The organism is Streptomyces sp. NPDC059785 (assembly GCF_042732375.1).
Lineage (GTDB): Bacteria > Actinomycetota > Actinomycetes > Streptomycetales > Streptomycetaceae > Streptomyces.
The window spans coordinates 1-26,253 of record NZ_JBHWHV010000035.1; the positions used below are offsets into that span (position 1 = coordinate 1).

Sequence of the window (26,253 nt, forward strand, 5' to 3'; positions counted from 1 at the left end):
GGCTTGATGAAGTCGTAGCGGATGTTCAGGCCGTGGCCGAAGAACAGCGCGTCGCCGTCGTTCAGGTTCGGCGCGATGTGCTCCTCGTAGACCTTGGCCTGGATCGGGTCCGGGACCAGGATCATGATGACGTCGGCCTCGGCCGCGGCCTCGGACGGGCTCACCACGCGCAGGCCCTGCTCCTCGGCCTTCGCCTTCGACTTGGAGCCCTCGTGCAGACCGACGCGCACGTCGACACCCGAGTCACGCAGCGACAGCGCGTGGGCGTGGCCCTGGCTGCCGTAGCCGATGACCGCGACCTTGCGGCCCTGGATGATGGACAGGTCTGCGTCGGCGTCGTAGAACAGCTCGGCCACTGGGGTTCTCCTTGGTGTGCTGGTGTCGCGTCCCACCGTACGGCGGGCGGGGTGAGGGAAGTCTTGGGGTCTCGGTATACGGGCGGGCGGCGGGTCCGGGACCGCCCGTATCGAGCCGAACGGGCGGCAGGAGCCGCCCCGCCGGCTACGCGGACCGGTCGAGGGCGCGCAGCGACCGGTCGGTGATCGAGCGGGCGCCGCGGCCGATGGCGATGGTGCCGGACTGGACCAGCTCCTTGATGCCGAACGGCTCCAGCATCTTGAGCATGGCCTCCAGCTTGTCGCTGCCGCCGGTGGCCTCGATGGTGACGGCCTCCGGGGAGACGTCGACCGTCTTGGCGCGGAAGAGCTGGACGATCTCGACGATCTGCGAGCGGGTCTCGTTGTCCGCGCGGACCTTCACCAGGACGAGTTCGCGCTGGACCGCGGCGCCCGGCTCCAGCTCGACGATCTTGAGGACGTTGACGAGCTTGTTGAGCTGCTTGGTGACCTGCTCCAGGGGCAGCGACTCGACCTGCACCACGATGGTGATGCGGGAGATGTCGGGGTGCTCGGTGACACCGACCGCGAGCGAGTCGATGTTGAACCCGCGGCGCGAGAACAGGGCGGCGATCCGGGCGAGGATGCCGGGGGTGTTCTCGACCAGGACGGAGAGCGTGTGCTTGGACATGGGTTGCGTTCCTCTTCCTGCGGCTCTCAGTCGTCTTCGTTGTCGCCGAAGTCGGGGCGGACGTCCCGGGCGGCCAGGATCTCGTCGTTGGAGGTGCCGGCGGCGACCATCGGCCACACCATCGCGTCCTCGTGGACGATGAAGTCGACCACCACGGGCCGGTCGTTGATCGAGTTGGCCTCCTCGATGACCTTGTCGAGGTCGTCGGGGGACTCGCAGCGGATGGCGTAGCAGCCCATGGCCTCGGACAGCTTCACGAAGTCGGGGACGCGGGTGCCGGCGCTGGGCTCGGTGCCGCTGGCCCCGGGGCCCGAGTGCAGCACGGTGTTGGAGTAGCGCTGGTTGTAGAACAGGGTCTGCCACTGGCGGACCATTCCGAGGGCGCCGTTGTTGATGATGGCGACCTTGATCGGGATGTTGTTCAGGGCGCAGGTGGCGAGTTCCTGGTTGGTCATCTGGAAGCAGCCGTCGCCGTCGATGGCCCAGACCGTGCGGTCGGGCTGCCCGGCCTTGGCGCCCATGGCTGCCGGGACCGCGTACCCCATCGTCCCGGCGCCGCCGGAGTTCAGCCAGGTGGCGGGCTTGTCGTAGTCGATGAAGTGGGCGGCCCACATCTGGTGCTGGCCGACGCCCGCCGTGAAGACCGTGCCCTCGGGAGCGAGCTGTCCGATGCGCTCGATGACCTGCTGCGGGGAGAGCGAGCCGTCGGCGGGCTGGTCGTAGCCGAGCGGGTACGTCTCGCGCCAGCGGTCCAGGTCCTTCCACCAGGCGGCGTACCTGGACCTGGCGGCCTCGCCCTGTTGCCCCTCGCTGTGCTCCTTCTGGACGGCCTGCACGAGGTCGGCGATGACCTCGCGGGCGTCGCCCACGATCGGCACGTCGGCGGCGCGGTTCTTGCCGATCTCGGCCGGATCGATGTCGGCGTGCACGATCTTGGCGTGCGGGGCGAAGCTGTCCAGCTTGCCGGTGACGCGGTCGTCGAAGCGGGCCCCGAGGGCGACGATCAGGTCGGCCTTCTGCAGTCCCGTGACGGCGGCCACCGAGCCGTGCATGCCCGGCATGCCGAGGTGCTGGGGGTGGTTGTCGGGGAACGCGCCGAGCGCCATCAGGGTGGTGGTGACGGGCGCGCCGGTCAGCTCGGCCAGCACCTTCAGCTCGGCGGTGGCGCCGGCCTTCAGGACGCCGCCGCCGACGTAGAGGATCGGCCGCTTGGCCTGGGTGATCAGCTTGGCGGCCTCGCGGATCTGCTTGGCGTGCGGCTTGGTCACCGGGCGGTAGCCGGGCAGGTCCATCACGGGCGGCCACTGGAAGGTGGTCTGCGCCTGGAGGGCGTCCTTGGCGATGTCCACCAGGACCGGCCCCGGGCGCCCCGTGGAGGCGACGTGGAACGCCTGGGCGATCACCCGCGGGATGTCGTCGGCGTTGGTGACCAGCCAGTTGTGCTTGGTGATCGGCATGGTGATGCCGACGATGTCCGCCTCCTGGAAGGCGTCCGTGCCGATGGCCTTGGAGGCCACCTGGCCGGTGATCGCGACCATCGGCACGGAGTCCATGTGCGCGTCGGCGATCGGCGTGACTAGGTTGGTCGCACCGGGCCCCGAGGTCGCCATGCAGACGCCGACCTTGCCGGTCGCCAGCGCGTAGCCCTCGGCGGCGTGACCCGCGCCCTGCTCGTGGCGGACCAGGACGTGGCGGACGCGGGTGGAGTCCATCAGCGGGTCGTACGCCGGAAGGATGCAGCCACCGGGGATCCCGAATACCGTGTCGGCCCCGACCTCCTCGAGCGAACGGATGAGGGACTGCGCACCCGTGACGCGCTCGGGGGCGGACTGCTGTCCTCCGGAACGGGGCCGCGGCTGCGGATGGTGGGCCCCGGTGGCCTGCTCGGTCATCGGCATTCTCTTCTCGATGCTGAGGGTTTTTGCGAGGTTTGTGCGGTGTGCGATTGCGCGTCGGCAGGCACCTGTGCAACAAAAAACCCCTCGTGCCGTGAGGCAAGCGAGGGGAGCGCGCCGGGTGCGGTCGCTGGGTGTTCCGGATCGTGTCTCCGGTGTGCCCCAGCTTCAGCCGACGCGCTTTCCAAGTACGAGAATTCGGGTGCGCATGGCTCTGACCCTCCCCCCGGCACGCACCGACTGTCAAGTGGGTGGGACGGGAGTCTCATTATGTGAGCGCAGCGCCGTACCACCGCTGTACACGGCGGGCACCCCACTGGCGTACACCCCGGACACGCCCGCACCTCCCCCGGCGAACGCGGGCTCGGCCGGACCGTGCGGCACCGGGCAGTGGCCGGCGGACAGCGCCCGCCGCAGCCGGTACTCGTCGAGCGGCCCGGAGAAGGCCATGCCCTGGCCGTGCGTGCAGCCCATCGCCCGCAGGGCGACCACCTGCTCCGGCAGGTCCACGCCGTCGGCCACGGACTGGAGCCCGAGATCGGTGGCGATCCGCAGCAGCCCGCTGGTGATCTTGTGGAGTCTGGCCGACTCGACGACCCCCTCGATCAGCCCGCGGTCGAGCTTCAGTACGTCGATGGGGAGGCGGCGCAGCGCGGTGATGGCCGCGTAGCCGCTGCCGAAGCCGTCCAGGGCGATTCTGACGCCGATCCGCCGCAGCGCGCTCAGTCTGCGCTCCAGGTCGTCGAAGCTGACCCGGGGGTCGATGTCGGCCAGCTCTATGACCAGGGCGCCCGAGGCCAGACCGTGCCGCGTGAGCAGCGCCTCCACCGAGGCGAGCGGCGTCGAGCGGTCCAGGAGTCTGCGGGCGCTCATCCGCACGGCGACGGGCACCGCATGGCCGGTGGCGGTGCGCTCGGCGGCCTGCTGGACGGCCTGCTCCAGCATCCAGCGGCCCAGCTCGGCGGTGCGGTCGCTGTCCTCGGCCACGCGCAGGAACTCGGCCGGGGTGTAGAAGACCCCCTGGGACGAGCGCCAGCGCGCCTGGGCGGCGACGGACGAGATCCGGCCGTTCTCCAGCGCGACCACCGGCTGGTGCAGCAGCGCGAACTCGCCGTCGTGCAGCGCGGCCCGCAGCCGGGTGGCCAGCTCCGCCTTGCGTACGACGTCCTGCTGCATCTGCGGCGCGTACAGCTCGACGCGGCCCTTGCCCATGCCCTTGGCCCGGTACATGGCCAGGTCGGCGTTGCGCTGCAACTCCCCGGCGCCCAGGCCCGGTTCGGCGAAGGCGACGCCGATGGAGGCGGCGACACGGACATCGTTGCCGTCGATGGCGTAGGGCTGGGAGAGGGTGATTCTCAGCCGGTCCGCCAGTTCGAAGATGTGGCGCTCGCGGGCGGCGCGGTCGCGGGTGCCGTCGCCGACGATGAGCGCCGCGAACTCGTCGCCGCCGAGCCGGGCGGCGGTGTCGCTCTGCCGCACGGAGTCCTGGAGCCTGCGGGCGGCCTGGACGAGCAGCTCGTCGCCGGCCTGGTGGCCGATCGTGTCGTTGACCGCCTTGAAGCCGTCCAGGTCGATGAAGAGCACGGCGGTGCCCCGGTCGGAGGAGCGGCGGCCGGAGAGGGCCTGCTGGACGCGCCGGGTGAACAGCGCGCGGTTGGGCAGGTCGGTGAGCGGATCGTGCTCCGCGTTGTGCTGGAGCTGGGCCTGGAGGCGCACCCTTTCGGTCACGTCGCGGCTGTTGAAGATGAGGCCGCCGTGGTGCCGGTTGACCGTGGACTCCACGTTCAGCCAGCCGCCCCCGCCGGACCGGAACCGGCACTCGATGCGGGTGGTGGGTTCCTCGGCGGGTCCCGCGGCCAGGAAGCGGCGCACCTCGTGCACCACGCAGCCGAGGTCCTCCGGGTGGATCAGCGAGGCCAGCTCGGAGCCGACGAGGTCTTCGGCGGGCCGCCCGTAGACCCCGGCGGCGGCCGGGCTGACGTAGCGGAGGATGCCGTTGGGCGCGGCGATCATGATGACGTCGCTCGAACCCTGCACCAGGGAACGGAAGTGGTTCTCCTTCTGGGCCAGTTCCTGGGTGAGGGTGATGTTGTCGAGCAGCATGATGCCCTGGCGCACGACCAGTGCGAGGACGACCGTGCCCCCGGTGACCAGCACGACGCGGTCGACGCTGTGGCCGTTGAGCACGTTGTAGAGAATGCCCAGCGTGCACACGGCGGCGGCCAGGTAGGGCGTGAGGGCGGCCAGCGAGCCGGTGAGGGGCCGGTCGGCGGCGTACCGGCCGTGGTCGCCGCCGGGCAGCGGCGGCTCCGGCGGCGGGTGCCCCTGGACGGACGTGCGGCCCTTGACCGGCTCGTACGGGTGTCCGGTCCGGCGCTGGACCGGCAGGTGCTCGTGCACCACGCGCGTGTGCCCCTCGTTCTCCGCGGATCCGTGCCGGAGGCCGACCCAGGGGGCGTAGGCGAGCAGCAGGGAGCCGGCGAACCAGCCGGCGTCGAGAAGCTGGCCCGACTGGTAGTCGTTGTGCAGCAGCGGCGAGGTGAACAGGGCGTCGCACATCACGGTCAGGGCGAGTGCCCCGATCGCGGTGTTCACCGCCGAGCGGTTCACCGCCGAGCGTCGGAAGTGCAGCGCCAGCACCATGCTGACCAGCGCGATGTCCAGCAGCGGATAGGCCAGCGACAGCGCGGTGTGCGCGACGCTCGGCCCCTCGAACTTGGCCGCCTGCGCGAGGGCGAGGCTCCAGGACAGCGTCAGCAGCGAGCCGCCGATCAGCCAGGCGTCCAGCGCCAGGCAGACCCAGCCGGCCTTGCTCACCGGCCTCTTGGCGAGCACCAGCAGTCCCACGATGGCGGGCGGCGCGAAGCACAGGAAGAAGAGATCCGCGTAGTTGGGGCTGGGGACGGGGACGCCGAGCACGACCTCGTACCACCCCCAGACGAGATTGCCGAGCGCTGCCATCGCGGAGGAGAGCGAGAACAGCAGCCATGCGGATCGAAAGCGGACACGGCGCCTGCGGGCGTAGAGGAAGCAGGAGACGGCCGCGGTGCCCGCCGCGGCGCTCAGACCGAAGTCGCCCATGACCACGGCGAGGAACGCGCTTCCCCAGCCGCACGCGGAGCCGACGGCGTATCCCGCGCAGACCAGGGCCAGCGCCACCTGTGAGTACGCACCCGCCCGGCTGCCCGGCACGCCCCGGGACAGCAGCGCTCCCAGGAGCCGCTGCGTGCGCAGCGCTCCGTCCAGGGCGGCGGGGGAGGGCGTCGGGGCACTCACCGGTCCCACCCGGTCCGTGTCGCCCCCGGGTCCCGCTGGTCCCGGGGGGAGGTGTGCGCGTACCTCTTGCGGCCGCTGTGCCTGCGGTGATGGTGATGACCGGTGTGGCCCTGACCGCGTCTGCGCGGCGTCACACACCAGGGTCGCCGTCGGCGGCTCCGCCGCGTCGGAGTGTTCGTCCATAGGCCGTGCATCGCCCGTCGCCCCCCTCGCAGTCTGCATGTCGTCCCCGGCGCCGAACGGTGCGCGGCGCAGCCCCTGTCGGGACGATACACCAGTATCGTCACTCAGGGACATAGCTTCTCTACGCTCCGTGACGACCAGGGCGAATACCGGTACTGCCCGCGTCCGGAGAACTGCGGAGGGTACCCGAACCGGACGGGTGGTGAACGGAATCCGTGCTACGCGCCGGTCGTGAGCACCACGTTCACCAGCGGCTCCCGGCGCGCGAAACGGTTCAACTGCGCTACCAGGAGCCGCTCGGCGCGCGGCAGGAAGGCGGACGTCGGGCCGCCGACGTGGGGGCTGATCAGGACGCCCGGTGCGTGCCACAACGGGTGCCCCTGAGGCAGGGGTTCAGGGTCCGTGACGTCGAGAGCGGCGGTGATCCGTCCGCTTTCCAGCTCGGCGAGGAGCGCCTTGGTGTCCACCACCGGGCCGCGGGCCACGTTGACGAGCAGCGCGCCGTCCTTCATCCGGGCCAGGAAATCGGCGTTGACCAGGCCACGCGTGGTGTCGGTGAGGGGTGTCGAGAGGATGACGACGTCGGCTTCGGGCAGCAGGGCGGGCGCTTCGGTGAACGGGTGCACCGGACCGCGCTCCGTTGTGCGCGAGGAGCGCGCGATCCGTGTTATCCGCGCCGGCTCGAAGGGAACGAGCCGGTCTTCGATCGCGGCCCCGATCGACCCGTACCCCACGATCAGGACCGACTTGTCGGCCAGCGCGGGCCGGAAGCCCGACCGCCACTCCTCCTTGTCCTGGGCCCGGACGAAGTCGGGGATGCCGCGCAGCGAGGCGAGGACGAGGGTCAGGGTGAGTTCGGCGGTGCTCGCCTCGTGCACCCCGCGTGCGTTGCACAACTGCACGCCGTCCCGCAGGTACTTGAGGCCGGGCTGTACGTGGTCGATGCCCGCGGAAAGGGTCTGCACGGCCTGTACGGACGTCATCCGGGGCAGCGGCCGCACCGAGACGTCCGTTCCCTTCATGTACGGCACGACGTAGAAGTCGCACTCGGCCGGGTCACCGGGGAAGTCCGGACCGCCGTCCCAGAAGAGGTAGTCGAGGTTCTCTGGGAGCCCCTTGATGCCGGCCGCGTCGAACGGAAGCCACACACGTGAAGTCATGGTCAGGAGGCTATGCGAAGCCCGCGCCGGCCCATTGGTTAGTTTGGGGTGCCAGGAGAGGGAGGGTACGGCCAGGTGGAGCGCAGGACGATCGGTGCGGCGACGCTCGATGTGGGGGCCGTCGGACTCGGCTGCATGCCGATGAGCTGGGCGTACTCCGGTTCACGGCAGCGGGGTGACGAATCACTGCGGACCGTGCACCGGGCCCTGGATCTCGGCTCGTCGCTGCTCGACACGGCCGACATGTACGGCCCGTTCACCAATGAGCTGCTGGTGGGGCGGGCGTTGAAGGAGCGGCGCTCCGAGGCGTTCGTGTCGACGAAGGTCGGACTGCTGGTGGGCGAGCAGCACATCGTGGCCAACGGCCGCCCCGGCTATGTCAGACGGGCCTGCGACGCCTCGCTGCGCAGACTCCAGACGGACGTGATCGACCTGTACCAGCTGCACCGCGCGGACCCCGAGGTGCCGGTCGAGGAGACCTGGGGCGCCATGGCGGAGCTGGTGGCGGCGGGGAAGGTGCGGGCGCTGGGCCTGTGCGCGGTGGGGGCGCGGGCCGGCCGCCGGCCCGGGGCCCGGCTGCACGACGGGACGATCCGGCAACTGGAGCGGGTGCAGCAGGTCTTCCCGGTGAGCGCGGTGCAGGCCGAGCTGTCGGTGTGGTCGCCGGAGGCGCTGGACGCGCTGCTGCCGTGGTGCGCCGCGCGCGGGGTGGGCTTCCTCGCCGCGATGCCGCTCGGCAACGGCTTCCTCACCGGCACCCTGACCCCCGGCGAGGGCTTCGAACCGGACGACCTGCGCGCCCGGCACCCCCGCTTCACGGCCGAGATGATGGCCGCCAACCAGTCGATAGTCGTCGGGCTGCGCCGGATCGCCGCCCGGTACGGCGCCGCCGTCACCCCAGCGCAGGTGGCGCTGGCCTGGGTGCTGGCGCAGGGCCCGCACGTGGTGCCGGTACCGGGCGCGAAGCGGGAGCGGTGGGTGACGGAGAACGCGGGCGCCGGTGAACTGCTGCTCAGCGCCCGGGACCTGGCCGAAATGGCACGGCTGCCGGCCGCCCGGGGGTCCTGGGACTGACGGTTTCACCGCATCGGGTGGCGGTGACCGGGAACTCACAGGGGACGAGCGGTGTAGTAACAGGAGAACCGCCGCGCCGAAGGGACCTGATCGTGCTACATCGACGTCGAGCTGTGACGGCCGTGTTGGCCACGTCCGCGCTGCTGCTGGCAGCCGGCTGCTCCTCCGACGACAGACCGAGCCCGGTCGACACCGGCAGCGCCACCCCGAGCGGCAAGGGCGGCGACGACGGCTCGTCGTCCGCCGCGCGGCCGCGGGGGACCGCACCCCCCGCCAAGGGCTCGGTGACCGTGGTGCGCACGGTCACCGAGGACCTGAAGTCGCCCTGGGGCCTGGCCCCGCTGCCCGACGGCGGTCTGCTGGTCTCCTCCCGGGACGAGGGGACGATCACCCGGGTCGACGAGAAGACCGGAAAGAAGACCGAGCTGGGCGAGGTGCCCGGAGTCGCGCCCGCGGGCGAGGGCGGCCTCATGGGGCTCGCCCTCTCCCCCACGTTCGCCTCCGACCACATGATCTACGCGTACTTCACGACGGAGTCGGACAACCGCATCGCCCGCATGCTGTACGAGGAGGACAAGCCGGCCGGCGAGCAGCTCGGCGCGCCGAGCACGATCTTCAAGGGCATCCCCAAGGGCGTGATCCACAACGGCGGCCGGATCGCCTTCGGCCCCGACGAGATGCTGTACGCGGGCACCGGCGAAACCGGTGACCGCGGTCTGGCCCAGGACAAGGAGTCGCTGGGCGGCAAGATCCTGCGGATGACGCCGGACGGCGAACCGGCCCCGGGCAACCCCTTCGGCGACTCGGTGGTGTACTCGTACGGGCACCGCAATGTGCAGGGGCTCGCCTGGGACGGCAAACAGCGGCTGTGGGCCTCGGAGTTCGGCCAGGACACCTGGGACGAGCTGAACCACATCGGCCCCGGCGACAACGACGGCTGGCCGGACGCCGAGGGCAAGAGCGACGACGGCGACTACAAGAACCCGGTGGCCCAGTGGCACACGGACGAGGCGTCCCCCAGCGGCATCGCCTACGCCGAGGGGTCCGTGTGGATGGCCGGGCTGCGCGGCAAGCGGCTGTGGCGCATCCCGCTGAAGGGCACCGAGGCGTCGGCCGGCCCGCAGGCGTTCCTCACCGGCAAGTACGGGCGGCTGCGCACGGTGGTCTCCGCCGGGGGCGACAAGCTCTGGCTGGTCACGAGCGAGACGGACGGGCGGGGAACCCCGGGGGACGGTGACGACAGGATCCTGGAGCTGGAAGTGAAGTAGTGAGGAGAAGGACGCGCGGGGGCACGGAGGCACGGGACGTGGGCCTCAGTCGTCGTCCTCCTCCGGAGGCTCCGCGGGGGCTTCGGCCGCGTCCGGTGCCCGCTCCGCGGGAGCTTCGGCCGGGTCCGGCGTCCGCGAGGTCTGCGGCTGGGCCGGCACGCGGACGACGACCCGGCCCGAGGACAGGTCGATGGGGCCCCGGCCCGGGTCGCCGTCGTTCAGGTCGACGCGGGTCAGCTCCAGCCGTCTGCGCTCGTCGTTCGTGTGCTTGCGGCCGGGCGCGAACAGTTCCTCGAACATGTTGAACACGGTGCCTCCCTCGGCCGGTACCCCTGCCAGCGTAAGCCTCGGCCCTCGTAAGCCTCGGCCCTCGTGAGCCTCAGCCCACCGCCTGGGCGGTGGACGTATCCGGCGCCCCGGGGGCCTCCGGCGGGAAGAGCCGCAGCCGGTGGGCGAGCGCGGCCGCCTCGCCGCGGCCGGAGACGCCGAGCTTGCCCAGGATGTTCGAGACGTGGACGCTGGCGGTCTTCGGGGAGATGAAGAGCCGCTCGGCTATCCGGCGGTTGCTGAGACCGGCGGCGACCAGCCGGAGGACGTCGCGCTCGCGGCTGGTCAGCCCCAGCTCCTCGACCGGATCGGTCCGGTCGCGGGCGGGCCGTGCCCCGGCGAGGCCCAGGGGCAGGCGGGCGCGCTGGGCGAGCAGGGCCACGGACTCGGCGAGCGGCCGGGCGCCCAGCCGGTCGGCGACCGCACCGGCCAGCCGGAGCAGTTCGGCGGCGCGGGCCCGGTCGTCCTCACTGCGGGACCGGTCGTCGCCGCAGGACCGGTCGTCGGCCGCTCCCGCGGCGAGCAGCGACTCGGCGAGGCGGTGGCGGACGCGGGCCAGGTCGTAGGGGCGCCCCAGCGGTTCGAGGGCGGTGACCACCTCGGACCAGTGGCGGGGCAGGTCCGTGCCCTCGGCGCGGCGCAGCTCCGCGCGCACCCACAGGTCGTACGCCTGCCAGACCGGGGCGCCGGTGGTCAGGTGGCGGGTGGCGTCGCCGAGGCGGGCGAGGACGCCGGCGCGGCCCGGCGCGGCCGCGGGCAGCCCCCGGGTGTCGGCCTCGGCCGTGGCGCCGGCCAGCAGCAGCGGCCACCCGTAGCGCTGGGTGCCGGGCGGGAAACCGGCGGCCAGGGCCTGGTCCAGCGCGGCGCGGGCGTCCGCCAGGCGGCCCTCACCGGCGGCGACGCCGAGGGTGATGCGGAGCACCGGCAGGGTGTTCTGGGGCATCGGGTCGTGGGTGCCGTAGTTGCTGCGGGCGGCGGCCAGGTGGCGGGAGGCGGCGGCCATGTCGCCGCGGGCGAGTGCGATACGGGCGAGGCGGGTGGAGCCGCTGCCGCGGGGCTTGGCGCTCTGGCCGGTGGTGTGGGCGTTCGTCGCGGCCTCGGTCGCCTCGTCCCAGCGGCCCAGGGAGTACAGCGACTCCGAGTAGTTGCCCCAGACCCAGGCCTCGGAGTCGAGCAGGCCCAGTTGCCGGGTGAGCCCGGTGGCCTCCTCCAGGATGCCGGCCGCTTCCGCGGAGCGGCCGACGCCTTCCAGGACCGATGGCAGGTTGATGTGGCTGCGGCCGACGACGGCGGCGATGCCCCGCCGCACCGCCTGGTCCTTGACCTCGTACATCACGGCGAGTCCGGCCTCGATGTCGCCCGCGTCGACCATCAGCAGGCCGAGGGTGAGCCGGGCGTTCAGCTCGATGTCGTCGGCGCCGACCATGCGCGCGTACTCGACGGCGCGCTGGGCGTCGCTGAGCGCGTCCGGTCCCGGGTCGTGCAGCGCCGACCAGCCGGCGACCGTGGCGAGGACCTCGGCGTGCACCTCGGAGGGCGGCAGCCCGCGGACCAGCTCCTGGGCCGTGGCCAGCTCCTGCCGGCCGTCGCCGCGGGCCTGGCCCTGCACCAGGCGGGAGCGCTGGACCCAGAACCAGGCCGCGCGGAGCGCGTTCCCGTCGGCGGCTCCGGTGGCATCGGCAAAGACACCGGAGCCGGTCGCCGACAGGGGCGGCTCGTCCGCCAGCAGGCGCAGCGCCCGCTTGGTGATCTTCATGGCGCGGTCGCGCTGCCCGCACAGGCGCCCCGCGACGGCGGCCTCGGCCATCAGGTCGAGATAGCGCAGCGGTGTGGTGGCCGGGTCGCAGCCGCAGGGCGGATAGACCTCGGTGTAGTCGACCGGGCGCAGGGCGGCGCGCACCGCCTCGGGGGCGACGTCCCACAGCTCCATCGCCCGCTCCAGGAAGCGCAGTTGCTCGGAGTAGGCGTGCCTGCGGCGGGCCTCCACGGACGCGTCGAGCACGGCCGGCAGGGCCTTGGCGGCGTCATGGGCGTGGTACCAGTAGCTGGCCAGGCGGGTGGCGCGCTCGTCGGCCGGGACCAGCGCCGGGTCGGCCTCCAGTGCCTGGGCGTAGCGGCGGTTGAGGCGGGAGCGCTCGCCGGGCAGCAGGTCGTCGCTGACGGCCTCGCGCACCAGGGAGTGGCGGAAGCGGTAGCCGTCGCCGGTGGGCGCGGCGAGCAGGATGTTCGCGCCGACGGCGGCGCGCAGCGCCTCGATGAGGTCGTCCTCGGTGAGCCCGGCGACGGCGGCGAGCAGCGCGTACTCGACGGTGGAGCCGCCCTCCGCGACGATCCGGGCGACCCGCTGCGCGTCCTCGGGCAGCCGCTCGACGCGTACGAGCAGCAGGTCGCGGAGCGAGTCGGTGAGGCCGGCGCAGTCGCCCTCGTGGGCGGCGACGGCCAGTTCCTCGACGAAGAAGGCGTTGCCGTCGGAGCGCTCGAAGATCTCGTCGACCTGGGCCGGGTCGGGCTCGTGGGCGAGGATGCCGGCGACCAGGCGGCCGACCTCCGCGCGGTTGAACCGGCCCAGTTCGATGCGGCGGACGGTGCGCAGGCGGTCCAGCTCGGCCAGGAACGGGCGCAGGGGGTGGCGGCGGTGGATGTCGTCCGCGCGGTACGTCGCCACGACGACGAGGCGGCCGCTGCGCAGGGTGCGGAAGAGGTAGGCGAGCAGATGCCGGGTGGAGGCGTCCGCCCAGTGCAGGTCCTCCAGGGCCACGACGACCGTACGGTCCGCGGCGACGCGCTCCAGGAGGCGGGCGGTGAGCTCGAAGAGGCGGGCCGTGCCGTCCTCGTCGTGCCGCCCCCGGGACGCCTCGCCCAGCTCGGGCAGGAGCCTGGCCAGCTCCTCCTCCTGGCCCGCGGCCGCGGCGGCGAGCTCGTCGGGCAGCGCCCGGCGCAGGGCGCGCAGCGCGGTGGAGAACGGCGCGAAGGGCAGTCCGTCGGCACCGATCTCGACGCAGCCGCCGAGCGCGACGACGGCGCCGGCCCGGCCGGCCGCGGCGGCGAACTCCTCCAGCAGCCTGGTCTTGCCCACGCCGGCCTCACCGCCGAGCAGCAACGCCTGCGGCTCGCCCGCGGCGGCGCGGGCGAGCGCGTCGTTCAGTGCCCGAAGCTCATCGGCGCGGCCGACGAACACCGGGCTGACAGACCTGTTCTCCACAGCGCCGAGCATCGCACAGGGCACTGACACCGCGGCACCGGTTATCCGGCGCCCGGGGCCGGGAGCCGCCCCGGACGGCACCGGCGCCACCGATGTCGTCGGTGACATCGATGGCGCCGGTGATGCCGGTGGAGCCGGTGCCGTCGGTGCCGTCGGCGGAGCTAGTGGAGCCGGTGCCGTCGGTGGAGCCGGTGGAGCCGGTGCCGTCGGTGCCGTCGGTGCCGTCGGGGAGCGCGCCGGCGTGCTCATGCCGCGCGGGTGAACCGGTACTTGCGGTCACGGCGGGTATCCGCCCGCCCCTCGCCGTCGTGGCGTCCGGAGCCACGCGCGGCGGCGCGCAGCGCGGTACGGCGGTGCCGCTGGGCGGCCAGCGCCCGGCGATGGCCCTCCGCCTCGCGGATCAGGTCGGCGGAGCGCGTCCGGTAGAGCTCGTACTCGAACATGTCGTACCCCTGGGAGTGGACGGTGTGGGACCGGCCGCTGGTGGGCCGTTCGCGGTTCCGTTCACCGCGATGTCCCCACTCTCGTCTCCCAGGGGGTACGCCACATCGGGAGAGTTCCGCATTCCGTGGACGAGAGGGGCCTTAGGTCCGCCGCACATGGCTCATGGCGGGCCTAAGGCCCCTCGGTTCGCCGGTAAGGCGAAGGTGTCGCGGGCCGTCAGCCGGTGGACGGCATCCCGAGCAGGATGTCGGAGTACTTGGCGACGGCGAGCAGCAGACCGATGACGCCGAGCGAAACGCCCGCCCAGGCCACGGACTTGATCCAGGCGGCCTGCGGCCGGCCCGGGACGCCGAACGCGGGCCTGGCCAGGGCGGCCGCGCCGATGATCAGCGCGAGCAGTGCGAACAGGCCGCCGATCACCGCGGTGACGTGCCAGGCGTCGCCGTAGACCTCCTTGACCTGCGTGGCCACGCTGGCCGTCGAGGACGTCTGGAGCTGGCCGACGAGCGTCTCGCGCGCGGCGGCGACGGTCGAGACCCAGCTTCCGGTGAGCGAGACGACGCCGAGACCGGCGGAGACGACGGCGGCGGCACCCTGGCCGACGCCGGAGGCGCCCCGCTCGTTCTCGTCGGCCGCGGCCTGGATGTCGTCCTCCGCGGCCAGGAGGTCGTCCTCCTGGTCCCCGGCGCTGTCCTCCGCCTGTTCCCCGGCCGCGGCCTCCGTCGGCTCACCGGCCCCGGTGACGTCCTGGACGTCCTGGACGTCCTTGTTCCCCTTGACGCCCTCGACGTCCTTCACGTCCGCGGTCGCGTCGTCGCGCTTCGCCTCGGTGCCGTTCTCGTGCACGGCTTCGTCGGCTGTCTTGGTACCCATGCCTGGCACCGTACGGACGGAGTCTGAGAGGTGTCTTAATGATCGTTGTGAGCGGGTTCGCCGGCACGCGCGCGTGCCGCTCTCCACTCGGGTGCCAGGACGGACCAGACCTCCATGTCCTGCCGTTCGCCCCGGTAGGGGTAGCTCTCGCGCATGACGCCTTCGCGGCTCATGCCGAGACGGCGGGCGACGTTGAGACTCGGCTGGTTCTCCGAGGAGGCGTACCACTCCACACGGTGTATCCCGCGCTCGTCCACCGCCCAGTCGATGAGGACCCGCATGGCGCGGGTGACGAGTCCGCGTCCGGCGGCCGAGGGCTCCAGCCAGCAGCCGGCCTCGCAGGTGCCGTGCGCGGCGTCGAAGACCCGGAAGAGCACCCCGCCGACGAGCTTCCCGGACAGCCACAGACCGTGCATGACGCCGGTGTCGGCGGCCCGCTTGTCCGCGAACGACTGGAGCAGTGCCCGTGCCCCGGCGACGTCCGTGACGTCGCCCCCGAAGGCGATGTGCCGCTGGACGAAGCCCCGCCCGCGGTCCAGGTGGGCGAGGAACTCCTCGGCGTGCCACGGCTCCAGGGGCCGCAGTTGCGCGCCGTCGTCACCCAGGGATATCGCGTACATCCTGCCGCCGCTCCTCAGCCACCGCTCCGGCCGGCGCGACGTGCTCGCCGCGCCGTTGCGGCATCCTCGCACAGGCCGGGACGACGGTCGGCTCCTGAAGACGTGCCGTGCGGGATGCCCTGGGGGATGCGTCGCCTGATGGCACACCTGGGTGCACCACACTTGGGTGCACCACACCTGGGTGCACCTGGGGGGATGCATCGGGTCCGATGCATCCCCCCGGGGTGACAGCCGATCTGGTGATCAGCCCTCGCTGACGCCCAGCTTCTCCAGGATCAGTTCCTTGACGCGGGCCGCGTCGGCCTGGCCCCGGGTGGCCTTCATGACCGCGCCGACGAGGGCGCCCGCGGCCTGCACCTTGCCGCCGCGGATCTTGTCGGCGATGCCCGGGTTCCCGGCGATGGCCTCGTCGACGGCGGTGGTCAGCGCGCCCTCGTCCGAGACGACCTTGAGACCGCGCTTGTCGACGACCTCGTCCGGGGTGCCCTCGCCGGCGAGGACGCCCTCGATGACCTGGCGGGCCAGCTTGTCGTTCAGGTCACCGGAGGTGACGAGCTCCGCCACCCTGGCGACCTGTGCCGGGGTGATGGGCAGGTCCTCGAGGGCCTTGCCGGACTCGTTGGCGCTGCGGGCCAGTTCGCCCATCCACCACTTGCGCGCGGCGGCGGCGTCGGCACCGGCCTCGATCGTGGCGACGATCGGGTCGATGGCACCGGCGTTGAGGATCGACTGCATGTCGTGGGCGGAGACGCCCCACTCCTCGCGCAGCCGGTTGCGGCGGGCCAGCGGCTGCTCGGGCAGCCCGGCGCGCAGCTCCTCGACCCACTCGCGGGCCGGGGCGACCGGGACGAGGTCGGGCTCCGGGAAGTACCGGTAGTCCTCGGCCTCCTCCTTGACCCGGCCCGAGGTCGTGGAGCCCGTGTCCTCGTGGAAGTGACGGGTCTCCTGGATGATCGTGCCGCCGCTGCTGAGCACCGCGGCGTGCCGCTGGATCTCGAAGCGGGCGGCGCGCTCGACGCTGCGCAGCGAGTTGACGTTCTTCGTCTCGGAGCGCGTGCCGAACTTGTCCTGGCCGTGCGGGCGCAGCGACAGGTTCACGTCGCAGCGCATCTGCCCCATCTCCATGCGGGCTTCCGACACCCCGAGGGCCTTGATGAGCTCGCGCAGCTCGGCGACGTACGCCTTGGCGACCTCGGGAGCGCGCTCCCCCGCACCCTCGATCGGCTTGGTGACGATCTCGATGAGGGGGATGCCCGCGCGGTTGTAGTCGAGCAGCGAGTGCGAGGCGCCGTGGATACGGCCCGTCGCGCCGCCGACGTGCGTCGACTTGCCGGTGTCCTCCTCCATGTGGGCGCGCTCGATCTCCACGCGGAAGACTTCCCCGTCCTCCAGCTGGACGTCCAGATAGCCGTTGAAGGCGATCGGCTCGTCGTACTGCGAGGTCTGGAAGTTCTTCGGCATGTCCGGATAGAAGTAGTTCTTCCGGGCGAAGCGGCACCACTCGGCGATCTCGCAGTGCAGCGCGAGGCCGATCTTGATGGCCGACTCGACGCCGGTCGCGTTGACGACCGGGAGCGCGCCGGGCATGCCGAGGCAGGTGGGGCAGGTCTGCGAGTTGGGCTCGGCGCCCAGCTCGGTCGAACAGCCGCAGAACATCTTCGTCCTGGTGCCGAGTTCGACATGGACCTCGAGGCCCATGACGGGGTCGTACGACGCCAGCGCGTCCTCGTACGACACCAGGTCGGTCGTGGTGGTCACGGTGAAAACTTCCCTCTCAGCCCAGCAGGACGTCGTCGTCGCCCAGGCGCTTGAGCTCCCGGTAGAGGATGGCGAGGCCGGTGACGATGGCGGCGGCGGACACGGCGGCGTCGACCAGCCGGAGCGTGTCGCTCTCGGCGCGCGCCAGCTTGGCCTGCTTCGCGACGCTGAACGCGCCGAACGCGGTGGTGGCCATGGACAGATACAGACCGTTCTTGGACTTCTTGAAGCCCTTGGCCTTCGACATTGCCTTGCTCACAGCGACGGAGCCTCCTCGATCAGCGGGTGACCCCACTTTTCCACGAAGGCGGCCTCTACGGCGGCGCCGACCTTGTACAGCCTGTCGTCCTGCATCGCCGGGGCGATGATCTGCAGGCCCACCGGGAGGTTGTCCTCCGGGGCGAGACCGCAGGGCAGCGACATGGCCGCGTTGCCCGCCAGGTTGGTCGGGATGGTGCACAGGTCCGCGAGGTACATCGCCATCGGGTCGTCGGCGCGCTCGCCGATCGGGAAGGCGGTGGTCGGCGTGGTGGGCGAGACGATGACGTCCACCTGCTCGAAGGCCTTCTCGAAGTCGCGCGTGATGAGCGTGCGAACCTTCTGGGCGCTGCCGTAGTACGCGTCGTAGTAGCCGCTCGACAGGGCGTACGTGCCGAGCATGATGCGGCGTTTGACCTCGTCGCCGAAGCCGGACTCGCGGGTGAGGGCGGTGACGTCCTCGGCGGAGCGGGTGCCGTCGTCGCCGACGCGCGCACCGTAACGCAGGCCGTCGAAGCGCGCCAGGTTCGAGGAACACTCGGAGGGCGCGATCAGGTAGTACGCCGAAAGGGCCAGGTCGAAGGAGGGGCAGTCCAGCTCGACGATCTCGGCGCCGAGCTCCTTGAGCAGCTCGACCGACTCGTCGAAGCGCTGCACGACGCCTGCCTGGTAGCCCTCGCCGCGGAACTGCTTGACGACGCCGACGCGCATACCGGCGACCGAGCCGTTGCGGGCGGCCTCGACGACCGGCGGGACCGGGGCGTCGATCGAGGTGGAGTCGAGCGGGTCGTGCCCGGCGATCACCTCGTGCAGCAGCGCGGCGTCCAGGACCGTACGGGCGCAGGGGCCGCCCTGGTCGAGGGAGCTGGAGAACGCCACCATGCCGTACCGCGACACCCCGCCGTAGGTCGGCTTGACGCCGACCGTGCCGGTGACGGCCGCGGGCTGGCGGATCGAGCCGCCGGTGTCGGTGCCGATGGCGAGGGGGGCCTCGAAGGAGGCGAGCGCGGCGGAGGAGCCGCCGCCGGAGCCGCCGGGGATGCGGGTGAGGTCCCAGGGGTTGCCGGTGGGCCCGTAGGCGCTGTTCTCCGTCGATGACCCCATGGCGAACTCGTCCATGTTGGTCTTGCCGAGGATGACGACGTCGGCGGCCTTGAGCCGCTTGGTGACGGTCGCGTCGTACGGCGGGATCCAGCCTTCGAGGATCTTGGAGCCGACGGTGGTCGGGACGCCCTCGGTGGTGAAGATGTCCTTCAGCGCGAGGGGTACGCCGGCCAGCGCGCCGAGCTGCTCGCCGCGCTCGCGCTTGGCGTCGACGGCGCGGGCCTGGGCGAGCGCGCCCTCCCGGTCGACGTGCAGGAAGGCGTGCACCTTCTCGTCGACGGCCTCGATGCGCGCGAGGTGGGCCTCGGTGACCTCGACGGCGGTGAGCTCGCCCGCGGCGATCTTCGCGGCGATCTCGGCGGCGGTCAGCCGGATGATGTTCACATTGCTGTCCGTCATGGTGATTAGTCCTCCCCCAGGATCTGCGGCACCTTGAAACGCTGCTGCTCCTGGGCCGGGGCGCCGGAGAGCGCCTGCTCGGGGGTGAGCGACGGACGGACCTCGTCCGCGCGCATGACGTTCGTCAGCGGCAGCGGATGAGAGGTCGGCGGTACGTCTTGGTCGGCGACCTCGCTGACGCGGGCGACCGCGCCGATGATGTCGTCGAGCTGGCCTGCGAAGTGGTCGAGCTCTTCGCCCTTCAGCTCCAGACGCGCCAGCCGTGCGAGGTGGGCGACCTCCTCGCGCGTGATGCCAGGCATGCAGCGATCCTCTGGGGTGAGTGAGTGTGGTTTGGACCCAATCCTAGGACGCGGCGGTGGGTGCGTGCGCACGGGTTTGCCGCCGCGGGTTCGCTGCCGCGGGCTTGGCGGGGTGGGGTGCGGGTCCAGCCGGGGTGCGCGCCCCGGCCTGGCTGGACCCGCGCCGCGCCCCGGCTGGGCGTGCGCCCTGGGTCCGGCAGTGGCGCACCGCCCGGGGGGCGGGTCCGGTTCGCCGCCGGGCCGGCACCCGCCGTCAGATGTCCGGCTCCGTCCGCCGTCGGGGCCGGCACCCGCCGTCGGGCATCCGGCTCCGTCCGCCGTCCGGCCCCGGTTCGCCGTCGGGCCCCGGGCCGACCACCCGGCGTCCGGCGCCCGGCGTCCGGCGTCAGTCGGCTGCCGCGCCGTCGGGCCCCGGGCCGACCACCCGGCGTCCGGCGCCCGGCGTCCGGCGTCCGGCGCCCGGCGTCCGGCGCCCGGCGTCCGGCGTCCGGCCTCAGTCGGCTGCCGCGCCGTCGTGGCTGGGCGCGCAGTTCCCCGCGCCCCTAGAGGCGCGGCCCCGGCCGGCTGCGTGCAGCCCCTCCCGCCGGGCCCGCCGACCGCCGTCGGGTGTCCGGGCCCGGCTACTCCTCCGCTGCCACCGCCGGCAAGGCGGCCGTCGGGCGTTGCCAGCCTCTGGAGCCTCGGGCTCGGAGCCAGGCCGTGGTTTCGTCGGGGGGCATGGCCGCGGCGACGAGCCAGCCCTGGACGGCGTCGCAGCCGAGGTCGCGCAGGCGTTCCCAGGTCTCGTCGTCCTCGACGCCCTCGGCGACGACGAGGAGGCCGAGGGAATGGGCGAGGTCGACGGTGCAGCGCACGATCTCCGCGTCCTCGTTGTCGATGGCGAGGCGGGCCACGAAGGAGCGGTCGATCTTGAGTTCGCTGACGGGGAGCCGGCGCAGGTGGACCAGGGAGGAGTAGCCCGTGCCGAAGTCGTCGAGCGACATCTTCACGCCGTGGCCGGTCAGCCCGGCGAGGGTGTCCGCGGCCCGCTGCGGGTCCTCCAGGAGCACGTGTTCCGTTATCTCGAGTTGGAGCGCTCCCGCGGGGACACCGTGGCGGGCGAGCCGGGCGGCGACCGCTCCGGCGAAGCCGGGGGTGTGGACGTCGCGCGGTGAGACGTTGACCGCGACCGGGACGTGCAGCCCCTGGGCGCGCCAGCGCGCGACCTGCGCGAGCGCCGTCTCCAGCACGTACTCCGTGAGGTGCGGCATCAGCCCGGAGGACTCGGCGATCGCGATGAACTCGTCCGGCGGCACCTTCCCGCGCTCGGGGTGCACCCAGCGGACCAGCGCTTCGAGCCCGGCCACCTGCCCGTCGAAGCGGACCTTGGGCTGGTAGTGCAGTTCGACGTCACCGGCGTCCAGGGCCCGGCGCAGGTCGCCCAGCAGCCCGAGGCGGTCCGGCGTGTTCGAGTCCCGCTTCGACTCGTACACCTCGACCCCCGTACGGTCCCGCTTCGCCTGGTACATCGCCACGTCCGCGCGGCGCAGCAGCCCCTCCGCGTCGAGCGCGTGGTCGGGGAAGACGGCGAGCCCGGCGCTGGCCTCCAGGACGAGCGTGAGTCCGTCGAGGTCGAGCGGCGAGCCGAGCGCGGCCACCAGGTTGCGCGCGACCCGGGTGGCGGACGTCGTGGAGTCGGCGACCGGCAGCAGGACGGCGAACTCGTCGCCGCCGAGCCTCGCGGCCTCCGCCCCGCGCGGCAGCGCCATCCGCAGCCGGTCGGCTATCTGCAACAGCAGCCGGTCCCCGGCGAGGTGTCCGAGGGTGTCGTTGACCGAACGGAAGCGGTCGAGGTCTATCAGCATCAGGGCGGACCGCGCCCCGATCCGCTCGGCGTCGTCCAGCGCGGTCCAGGTGCGTTCCAGCAGCCACTGGCGGTTGGGCAGCCCGGTGAGCGGGTCGCGCAGCTGCTCCTCCGCCCGGGCCCTGGCTATCGACAGGGCGGAGTCGAGCGCGACCAGCGGGATGGCGAACAGCGGCAGCAGCAGCGGCATGGCGACGGCCACCACGCAGACCAGCGGTGCGATGCCCAGCAGCGCGACGGCCACGAGGCCCTGCCGGACCAGGGCGGTGCGCGCGACGGTCGGCAGCCCGCCGCCGGGCGGCGCGTGCAGGTACCAGAGCAGGACGCGGGTGACGGCGAGATAGCCGCCCGCGACCAGCACCACCTGGGGCGCGGCATAGACGGTCCAGGTCTGCGGGTCCCAGGGCGTCTCCACGGACGGCACCCGGCCGAACGCGGCCAGGACCAGGGCGCCGGCCCCGATGCCGAGGATGTCGACGGCGCCGTGCAGGATGCCCTGCCGCCAGCGGTTGCGGCGGGCGATGCCGACGAGCACGACCACGGTGAGGCTGACCATGCCGGCGGGCACCCAGCCGTAGAGCAGCAGGACGGCGAGGGTGAGGGCGGCGCCCGAGCCGGTGCCGCCCCACCAGCGGGAGCGGCCGAGGGCGACGAGATGGCCGACGATGATCCCGGTCAGCACGGCCAGGGACCAGCCGACGGTGCCGGACGGGAAGAGCGCGTGGTGTCCGCTGAACGCCCGGTAGAAACCGGCCCCGAGGACGAACCCGGCGACCGCGACGACCGCCGCGGGCAGCGCGGGCCAGGACAGGTGCCGGTCGCTCTCGTGCCCTGTCGCCCCCGGGTCGCGCTCGGGGGTGATCGGGAAGCGGCGCGGTGCCGTGCCCGCGGCCGGCTGTGCCGGGCCGCGTCCTCCGGTACTGTCGGGCGTCCCCGGTCCCCCTCTGCGGCGGCTGGTCAGCCATGCGCCGGCTGTGCGGCGCAAGCGCAGCCGGGAGTCCGGGGCGGCGCTTTCGGTCGGTTCCATTCCCGTCCCTCTCACAACCGGCGGTGCCCACGCCACGCGGTCCGATGCCCGACAAACCGTCAGCGGCCCCGCGTCTGAAACTCTTCCCCGTGCTCGTGCGGAGCAGGGGATGCCCCAACCGCAGCTGGGCACGGCAGGCGCACATCCCAACAGTAGGCCGCAGAAGGCTTCCACGGGCAGCGGTCGAGGACGGTTGCCCGAATGCGACCCGGCCACCCTTATGCATCTGATATGCGCCGAACGGGTGGCCTTCAACCGCTACTCATCGGTCGGAAGTGCGACTTCCGCCGCCGCTTCCGGTCCCTGTCCGAGCAGAACGGCGAAGCCGTCCTCGTTCAGGACCGGCACTTTGAGCTGCATCGCCTTGTCGAACTTCGATCCAGGACTGTCACCGACTACGACGAAAGAGGTCTTCTTCGAAACCGAGCCGGTCACTTTGGCGCCTCTGCTCTGGAGGGCCTCCTTCGCGCCGTCCCGTGTGTGGTGCTCCAGCGTGCCGGTGACGACGACGGTGAGCCCTTCGAGCGGGCGCGGGCCCTCGTCCTCGCCGGACGCCTCGTCCTCCAGGGGGACGCCGGCCGCCTTCCACTTGCGGACGATCTCGCGGTGCCACTCCTCCGCGAACCACTGCTTGAGGGCCGCGGCGATGATCCCCCCGACGCCGTCCGTGGCCGCCAGCTCCTCCTCGCTCGCCTGCTCGATGCGGTCGATGGAGCGGAACTCGCGGGCGAGCGCCTGCGCGGCGACCGGGCCGACATGGCGGATGGACAGGCCGTTGAGGAAGCGGGCCAGCGGGCGGTCCTTGGCCGCCTCGATGTTCTGGAGCAGCGCGAGCGCGTTCTTCTTCGGCTCGCCCTTCTGGTTGGCGAAGACCGTGGCGATCTTCTCCTCGCCGGTCTTCGGGTCCCGCTTGGGCAGGCCGCTGTCCGGGTCGAGCACGTACGCCCTGATGGGGAGCAGCTTCTCCACCGTGAGGTCGAACAGGTCGCCCTCGTCGACGAGCGGCGGGTCCGCGGGCTCCAGGGGCCGGGTGAGCGCCGCCGCCGCGACGTCCCCGAAGTGCTCGATGTCCAGGCACTCCCGGCCCGCGAGGTAGGAGATGCGGCCCCGCAACTGGGCGGGGCACGCGCGCGCGTTGGGGCAGCGCAGGTCGACGTCGCCCTCCTTGGCCGGTGCCAGCGGCGTCCCGCACTCGGGGCACTCGGAGGGCATCACGAACGCGCGCTCGGTGCCGTCGCGCAGATCGGCGACGGGGCCGAGGATCTCCGGGATGACGTCTCCGGCCTTGCGCAGCACCACGGTGTCGCCGATGAGGACGCCCTTGGCCTTGACCACGTCCTGGTTGTGCAGGGTGGCGAACTCGACCTCGGAACCGGCCACCGTGACCGGCTCGACCTGCGCGTACGGCGTGACGCGGCCGGTGCGGCCGACGCCCACCTTGATGTCGACCAGCTTGGTGTTGACCTCTTCGGGCGCGTACTTGTAGGCGATCGCCCAGCGCGGTGCCCGGGCCGTGGAGCCGAGCCGGCCCTGGAGGCGGATCTCGTCGAGCTTGACGACGACGCCGTCGATCTCGTGCTCCACGGAGTGGCGGTTCTCGCCGTAGTGGGCGATGAACTCGCGTACGCCGTCGAGGTCGTCGACCACCCGGTTGTGCGGCGAGGTGGGCAGGCCCCAGGTCTTGAGCAGGTCGTAGCCCTGGGAGAGGCGGGTCATGCCCTCGTAGCCCTCGAGGGTGCCGATGCCGTGGACAACCATGTGCAGCGGGCGGGTGGCGGTGACGCGCGGGTCCTTCTGGCGCAGTGAACCGGCCGCCGCGTTGCGCGGGTTGGCGAAGGGCTTGTCACCGGCCTCCACCAGCCGGGCGTTGAGCTCGGTGAACTTCTCCATCGGGAAGTAGACCTCGCCGCGGATCTCGACCACGTCCGGGACGCGGTCGCCCTTGAGGCGGTCGGGGATCTCGGCGATGGTGCGCACGTTCGGCGTGATGTCCTCGCCGGTGCGGCCGTCGCCGCGGGTCGCCGCGCGCGTGAGCCGGCCGCGCTCGTAGGTGAGGTTGACCGCGAGGCCGTCGACCTTCAGCTCGCACAGAAAGTGGTACTCCTGCTCGCCCAGTTCGCGGGCGATCCGGTCGGTCCAGGCGGCCATCTCCTCGTCGTTGAAGGTGTTGTCCAGGGACAGCATCCGCGAGAGGTGCTCGACGGCCGTGAACTCCGTCTCGTAGGACCCGGCGACCTTCTGCGTCGGCGAGTCCGGGGTGCGCAGCTCCGGGTGTTCCTCCTCCAGCGCCTCCAAAGACTTGAGCAGCCGGTCGAACTCCGCGTCGCTGACGACCGGGGCGTCCTTCACGTAATACCGGAAGCGGTGCTCCTCGATCTGCTCGGCGAGCTGGGCGTGCCGCTCCCGTGCCTCGGCGGGCACCGCCGTGCTCTCCGCTTGCTTGTCGCCGGCCACCGTCATGTCCTCCCGTTACTCTGGGTTGTCCGCGAGGGATCTCGCCGCCCGGACGCAGTGGGCGAGCGCCTTGCGTGCGTGGCCGGGGGAAGCACCCGCGAGCCCGCACGACGGAGTGACCGTCACCGCCTCCGCGAGAAGCCCCGGAGACAGCCCCAGCCTGCGCCACAGCGTCCTGACACCCATGACGCTACCGGCAGGGTCCGACAACGGGCCGTCCACGCCCGGCACGACACCCGCGAACAGCCGGGTCCCCGCCTCCACGGCCTCGCCGATCACCTCGTCGTCACGCTCGGTGAGTAGCGAGAAGTCGAAGGAGACCGCCGCCGCGCCGGTCCTGCGCAGCAGCGCGAACGGTACGTCGGGCGCGCAGGAGTGCACGACGACGGGTCCGCCGTCCTGCACGCCGACGACGTCGCGCAGCGTGGCCTCGACCACCTGCCGGTCGACGGCGCGGTGCGTGCGGTAGCCGCTGGCCGTCCTCACCTGGCCGCGCAGGACGGCGACGAGGGACGGTTCGTCGAGCTGGAGGACGAGGTCGGCGCCCGGCACGCGCCTCCGTACCTCGTCGAGGTGCGCCCGCAGTCCCTCGGCGAGCGATCCGGCGAGGTCCCGGCAGGCTCCGGGGTCGGAGAGCGCGGCCTCGCCGTTCCGCAGTTCCAGCGCGGCGGCCAGCGTCCAGGGGCCCACGGCCTGGACCTTCAGCGGGCCCTCGTAGCCCTGGGTGAACTCCTCCAGGGCGTCGAGGTCCTCGCCGAGCCAGGACCTGGCCCGTTTGGTGTCGCGCCCCGGACGGTCGCCGATCCGCCAGCCGCTGGGCTCCACGCGCGCGTAGAGCTCGACGAGCATCCCGGCCGTGCGCCCGATCATGTCGGCGCCGGGCCCCCGGGCGGGCAGTTCGGGCAGGTACGGGAAGTCCTCGAAGGAACCCGTGACGGTCTTGGCGGCCTCCCGCGCGTCGCCGCCCGGCATGGACCCGACCCCGGTGGCGGGCCCGAACCTGAACACGCTGTTCTCACTCACGGGCCAAGCCTACGGAAGCCGCCCGGGTGCCCTACCGTCCCGGGCGCACCGTCAGGTCGTTGACCTCCGCGTCCCGGGGCAGGTCGAGGGCCATGACGAGGGCGGTCGCGACCGACTCGGGGTCGATCCAGCGGCTCGCCTCGTACTCCTTGCCCTCCTGCTGGTGCACCTTGGCCTGCATGGGGCTCGCGGTGCGGCCCGGGTAGACGGAGGTGACCCGGACGCCGTTGCCGTGCTCCTCGTGCCGCAGCGAGTCCGCCAGGGCCTTCAGACCGTGCTTGGAGGCGGCGTACGCGGACCACTCGGGACCGGCGCTGAGACCGGAGCCGGAGTTCACGAAGACCACGTGGCCCTGGGCGACGCGGAGCTGGGGCAGGAAGTGGCGGGTCAGCTCGGCGGGCGCGACGAGGTTGACGTTGAGCTGGTGGCGCCAGGACTTGGGGGTCAGCTCGCCGACCGGACCCAGGTCGACGACGCCCGCGATGTGCAGGAGCGAGTCGACCCGGTCGGGGAGCGTCTGGTGCGAGAAGGCCCAGGAGAGCCTGTCCGGGTCCGCCAGGTCGCCGACCAGGGTGCGGGCGCCCGGGAACTGTGCCGCCAGCTCCTTGGCGCGGCCCGCGTCGCGCGCGTGGAGCACGATCTCGTCCCCGCGCGCGTGCAGGCGGCGGGCGACGGCCGCGCCGATGCCGGAGCCCGCTCCGGTGATCACATGTGTAGCCATACCCGCCATGCTCGCA

At 72.4% G+C, this 26,253-nt stretch carries 20 protein-coding genes; 2 read left to right on the forward strand and 18 right to left on the reverse strand.

Features of this window, described 5'->3' with window-relative positions:
• The 5 genes from ACFV6E_RS24995 to ACFV6E_RS25015 form a co-directional block, all read right to left on the reverse strand.
• On the reverse strand, window positions 1–356 hold a 356-nt coding region (locus tag ACFV6E_RS24995; protein WP_385464717.1), incomplete at its 3' end, for an NAD(P)-binding domain-containing protein.
• A 145-nt stretch (window positions 357–501) separates the two neighbouring features.
• Window positions 502–1,026 (reverse strand): acetolactate synthase small subunit, encoded by a 525-nt coding sequence (gene ilvN / locus ACFV6E_RS25000; protein ID WP_385173480.1) that lies wholly within the window; start codon window positions 1,024–1,026, stop codon window positions 502–504.
• A gap of 26 nt (window positions 1,027–1,052) precedes the next feature.
• A complete protein-coding gene (locus tag ACFV6E_RS25005; protein ID WP_385173483.1) occupies window positions 1,053–2,924 on the reverse strand; it encodes an acetolactate synthase large subunit in 1,872 nt (623 codons plus the stop codon).
• A 240-nt stretch (window positions 2,925–3,164) separates the two neighbouring features.
• Window positions 3,165–6,197: a putative bifunctional diguanylate cyclase/phosphodiesterase gene (locus ACFV6E_RS25010; protein ID WP_385464719.1), complete on the reverse strand. Its 3,033-nt coding sequence runs from the start codon at window positions 6,195–6,197 to the stop codon at window positions 3,165–3,167.
• A gap of 401 nt (window positions 6,198–6,598) precedes the next feature.
• On the reverse strand, window positions 6,599–7,540 hold the full coding sequence (locus ACFV6E_RS25015; RefSeq protein WP_385464722.1) for a 2-hydroxyacid dehydrogenase: 942 nt from the start codon (window positions 7,538–7,540) through the stop codon (window positions 6,599–6,601).
• A gap of 75 nt (window positions 7,541–7,615) precedes the next feature.
• Between ACFV6E_RS25015 and ACFV6E_RS25020 the strand changes: the two genes are divergently transcribed.
• On the forward strand, window positions 7,616–8,614 hold the full coding sequence (locus ACFV6E_RS25020) for an aldo/keto reductase (RefSeq protein WP_385173491.1): 999 nt from the start codon (window positions 7,616–7,618) through the stop codon (window positions 8,612–8,614).
• A 113-nt stretch (window positions 8,615–8,727) separates the two neighbouring features.
• Window positions 8,728–9,882: a PQQ-dependent sugar dehydrogenase gene (locus ACFV6E_RS25025; protein ID WP_385464725.1), complete on the forward strand. Its 1,155-nt coding sequence runs from the start codon at window positions 8,728–8,730 to the stop codon at window positions 9,880–9,882.
• Window positions 9,883–9,927: 45 nt separating this feature from the next.
• Here ACFV6E_RS25025 and ACFV6E_RS25030 read toward each other — a convergent pair whose 3' ends face one another.
• The 13 genes from ACFV6E_RS25030 to ACFV6E_RS25090 form a co-directional block, all read right to left on the reverse strand.
• The gene (locus ACFV6E_RS25030; protein ID WP_385173496.1) at window positions 9,928–10,191 is read right to left on the reverse strand and encodes a DUF6191 domain-containing protein; all 264 of its coding nucleotides are present in this window, start codon (window positions 10,189–10,191) and stop codon (window positions 9,928–9,930) included.
• A gap of 70 nt (window positions 10,192–10,261) precedes the next feature.
• Window positions 10,262–13,423: an AAA family ATPase gene (locus ACFV6E_RS25035; RefSeq protein ID WP_385464842.1), complete on the reverse strand. Its 3,162-nt coding sequence runs from the start codon at window positions 13,421–13,423 to the stop codon at window positions 10,262–10,264.
• Between the two features lie 233 nt (window positions 13,424–13,656).
• Entirely contained in the window at window positions 13,657–13,854 is a 198-nt protein-coding gene (locus ACFV6E_RS25040) for a hypothetical protein (protein WP_385173498.1), read from the reverse strand.
• A 217-nt stretch (window positions 13,855–14,071) separates the two neighbouring features.
• Entirely contained in the window at window positions 14,072–14,728 is a 657-nt protein-coding gene (locus ACFV6E_RS25045; RefSeq protein WP_385464728.1) for a hypothetical protein, read from the reverse strand.
• Between the two features lie 35 nt (window positions 14,729–14,763).
• Window positions 14,764–15,348 (reverse strand): GNAT family N-acetyltransferase, encoded by a 585-nt coding sequence (locus ACFV6E_RS25050; protein ID WP_385173504.1) that lies wholly within the window; start codon window positions 15,346–15,348, stop codon window positions 14,764–14,766.
• A 243-nt stretch (window positions 15,349–15,591) separates the two neighbouring features.
• On the reverse strand, window positions 15,592–17,106 hold the full coding sequence (gene gatB / locus ACFV6E_RS25055) for an Asp-tRNA(Asn)/Glu-tRNA(Gln) amidotransferase subunit GatB (RefSeq protein ID WP_385173505.1): 1,515 nt from the start codon (window positions 17,104–17,106) through the stop codon (window positions 15,592–15,594).
• A gap of 16 nt (window positions 17,107–17,122) precedes the next feature.
• Window positions 17,123–17,365: a hypothetical protein gene (locus ACFV6E_RS25060; RefSeq protein WP_385173507.1), complete on the reverse strand. Its 243-nt coding sequence runs from the start codon at window positions 17,363–17,365 to the stop codon at window positions 17,123–17,125.
• A complete protein-coding gene (gene gatA, locus ACFV6E_RS25065; protein ID WP_385173510.1) occupies window positions 17,362–18,867 on the reverse strand; it encodes an Asp-tRNA(Asn)/Glu-tRNA(Gln) amidotransferase subunit GatA in 1,506 nt (501 codons plus the stop codon). Before gatA ends, ACFV6E_RS25060 begins: the two co-directional genes overlap by 4 nt.
• A 5-nt stretch (window positions 18,868–18,872) precedes the next feature.
• Window positions 18,873–19,169 (reverse strand): Asp-tRNA(Asn)/Glu-tRNA(Gln) amidotransferase subunit GatC, encoded by a 297-nt coding sequence (gene gatC / locus ACFV6E_RS25070; RefSeq protein ID WP_015036350.1) that lies wholly within the window; start codon window positions 19,167–19,169, stop codon window positions 18,873–18,875.
• A 620-nt stretch (window positions 19,170–19,789) separates the two neighbouring features.
• Window positions 19,790–22,039 (reverse strand): putative bifunctional diguanylate cyclase/phosphodiesterase, encoded by a 2,250-nt coding sequence (locus ACFV6E_RS25075; RefSeq protein WP_385464731.1) that lies wholly within the window; start codon window positions 22,037–22,039, stop codon window positions 19,790–19,792.
• A gap of 258 nt (window positions 22,040–22,297) precedes the next feature.
• On the reverse strand, window positions 22,298–24,499 hold the full coding sequence (gene ligA / locus ACFV6E_RS25080; protein WP_385464734.1) for an NAD-dependent DNA ligase LigA: 2,202 nt from the start codon (window positions 24,497–24,499) through the stop codon (window positions 22,298–22,300).
• A gap of 9 nt (window positions 24,500–24,508) precedes the next feature.
• On the reverse strand, window positions 24,509–25,516 hold the full coding sequence (locus tag ACFV6E_RS25085; protein WP_385162908.1) for a methionine synthase: 1,008 nt from the start codon (window positions 25,514–25,516) through the stop codon (window positions 24,509–24,511).
• 31 nt (window positions 25,517–25,547) lie between these two features.
• On the reverse strand, window positions 25,548–26,246 hold the full coding sequence (locus ACFV6E_RS25090) for an SDR family oxidoreductase (RefSeq protein ID WP_385162910.1): 699 nt from the start codon (window positions 26,244–26,246) through the stop codon (window positions 25,548–25,550).
• Window positions 26,247–26,253 lie beyond the last annotated feature (7 nt).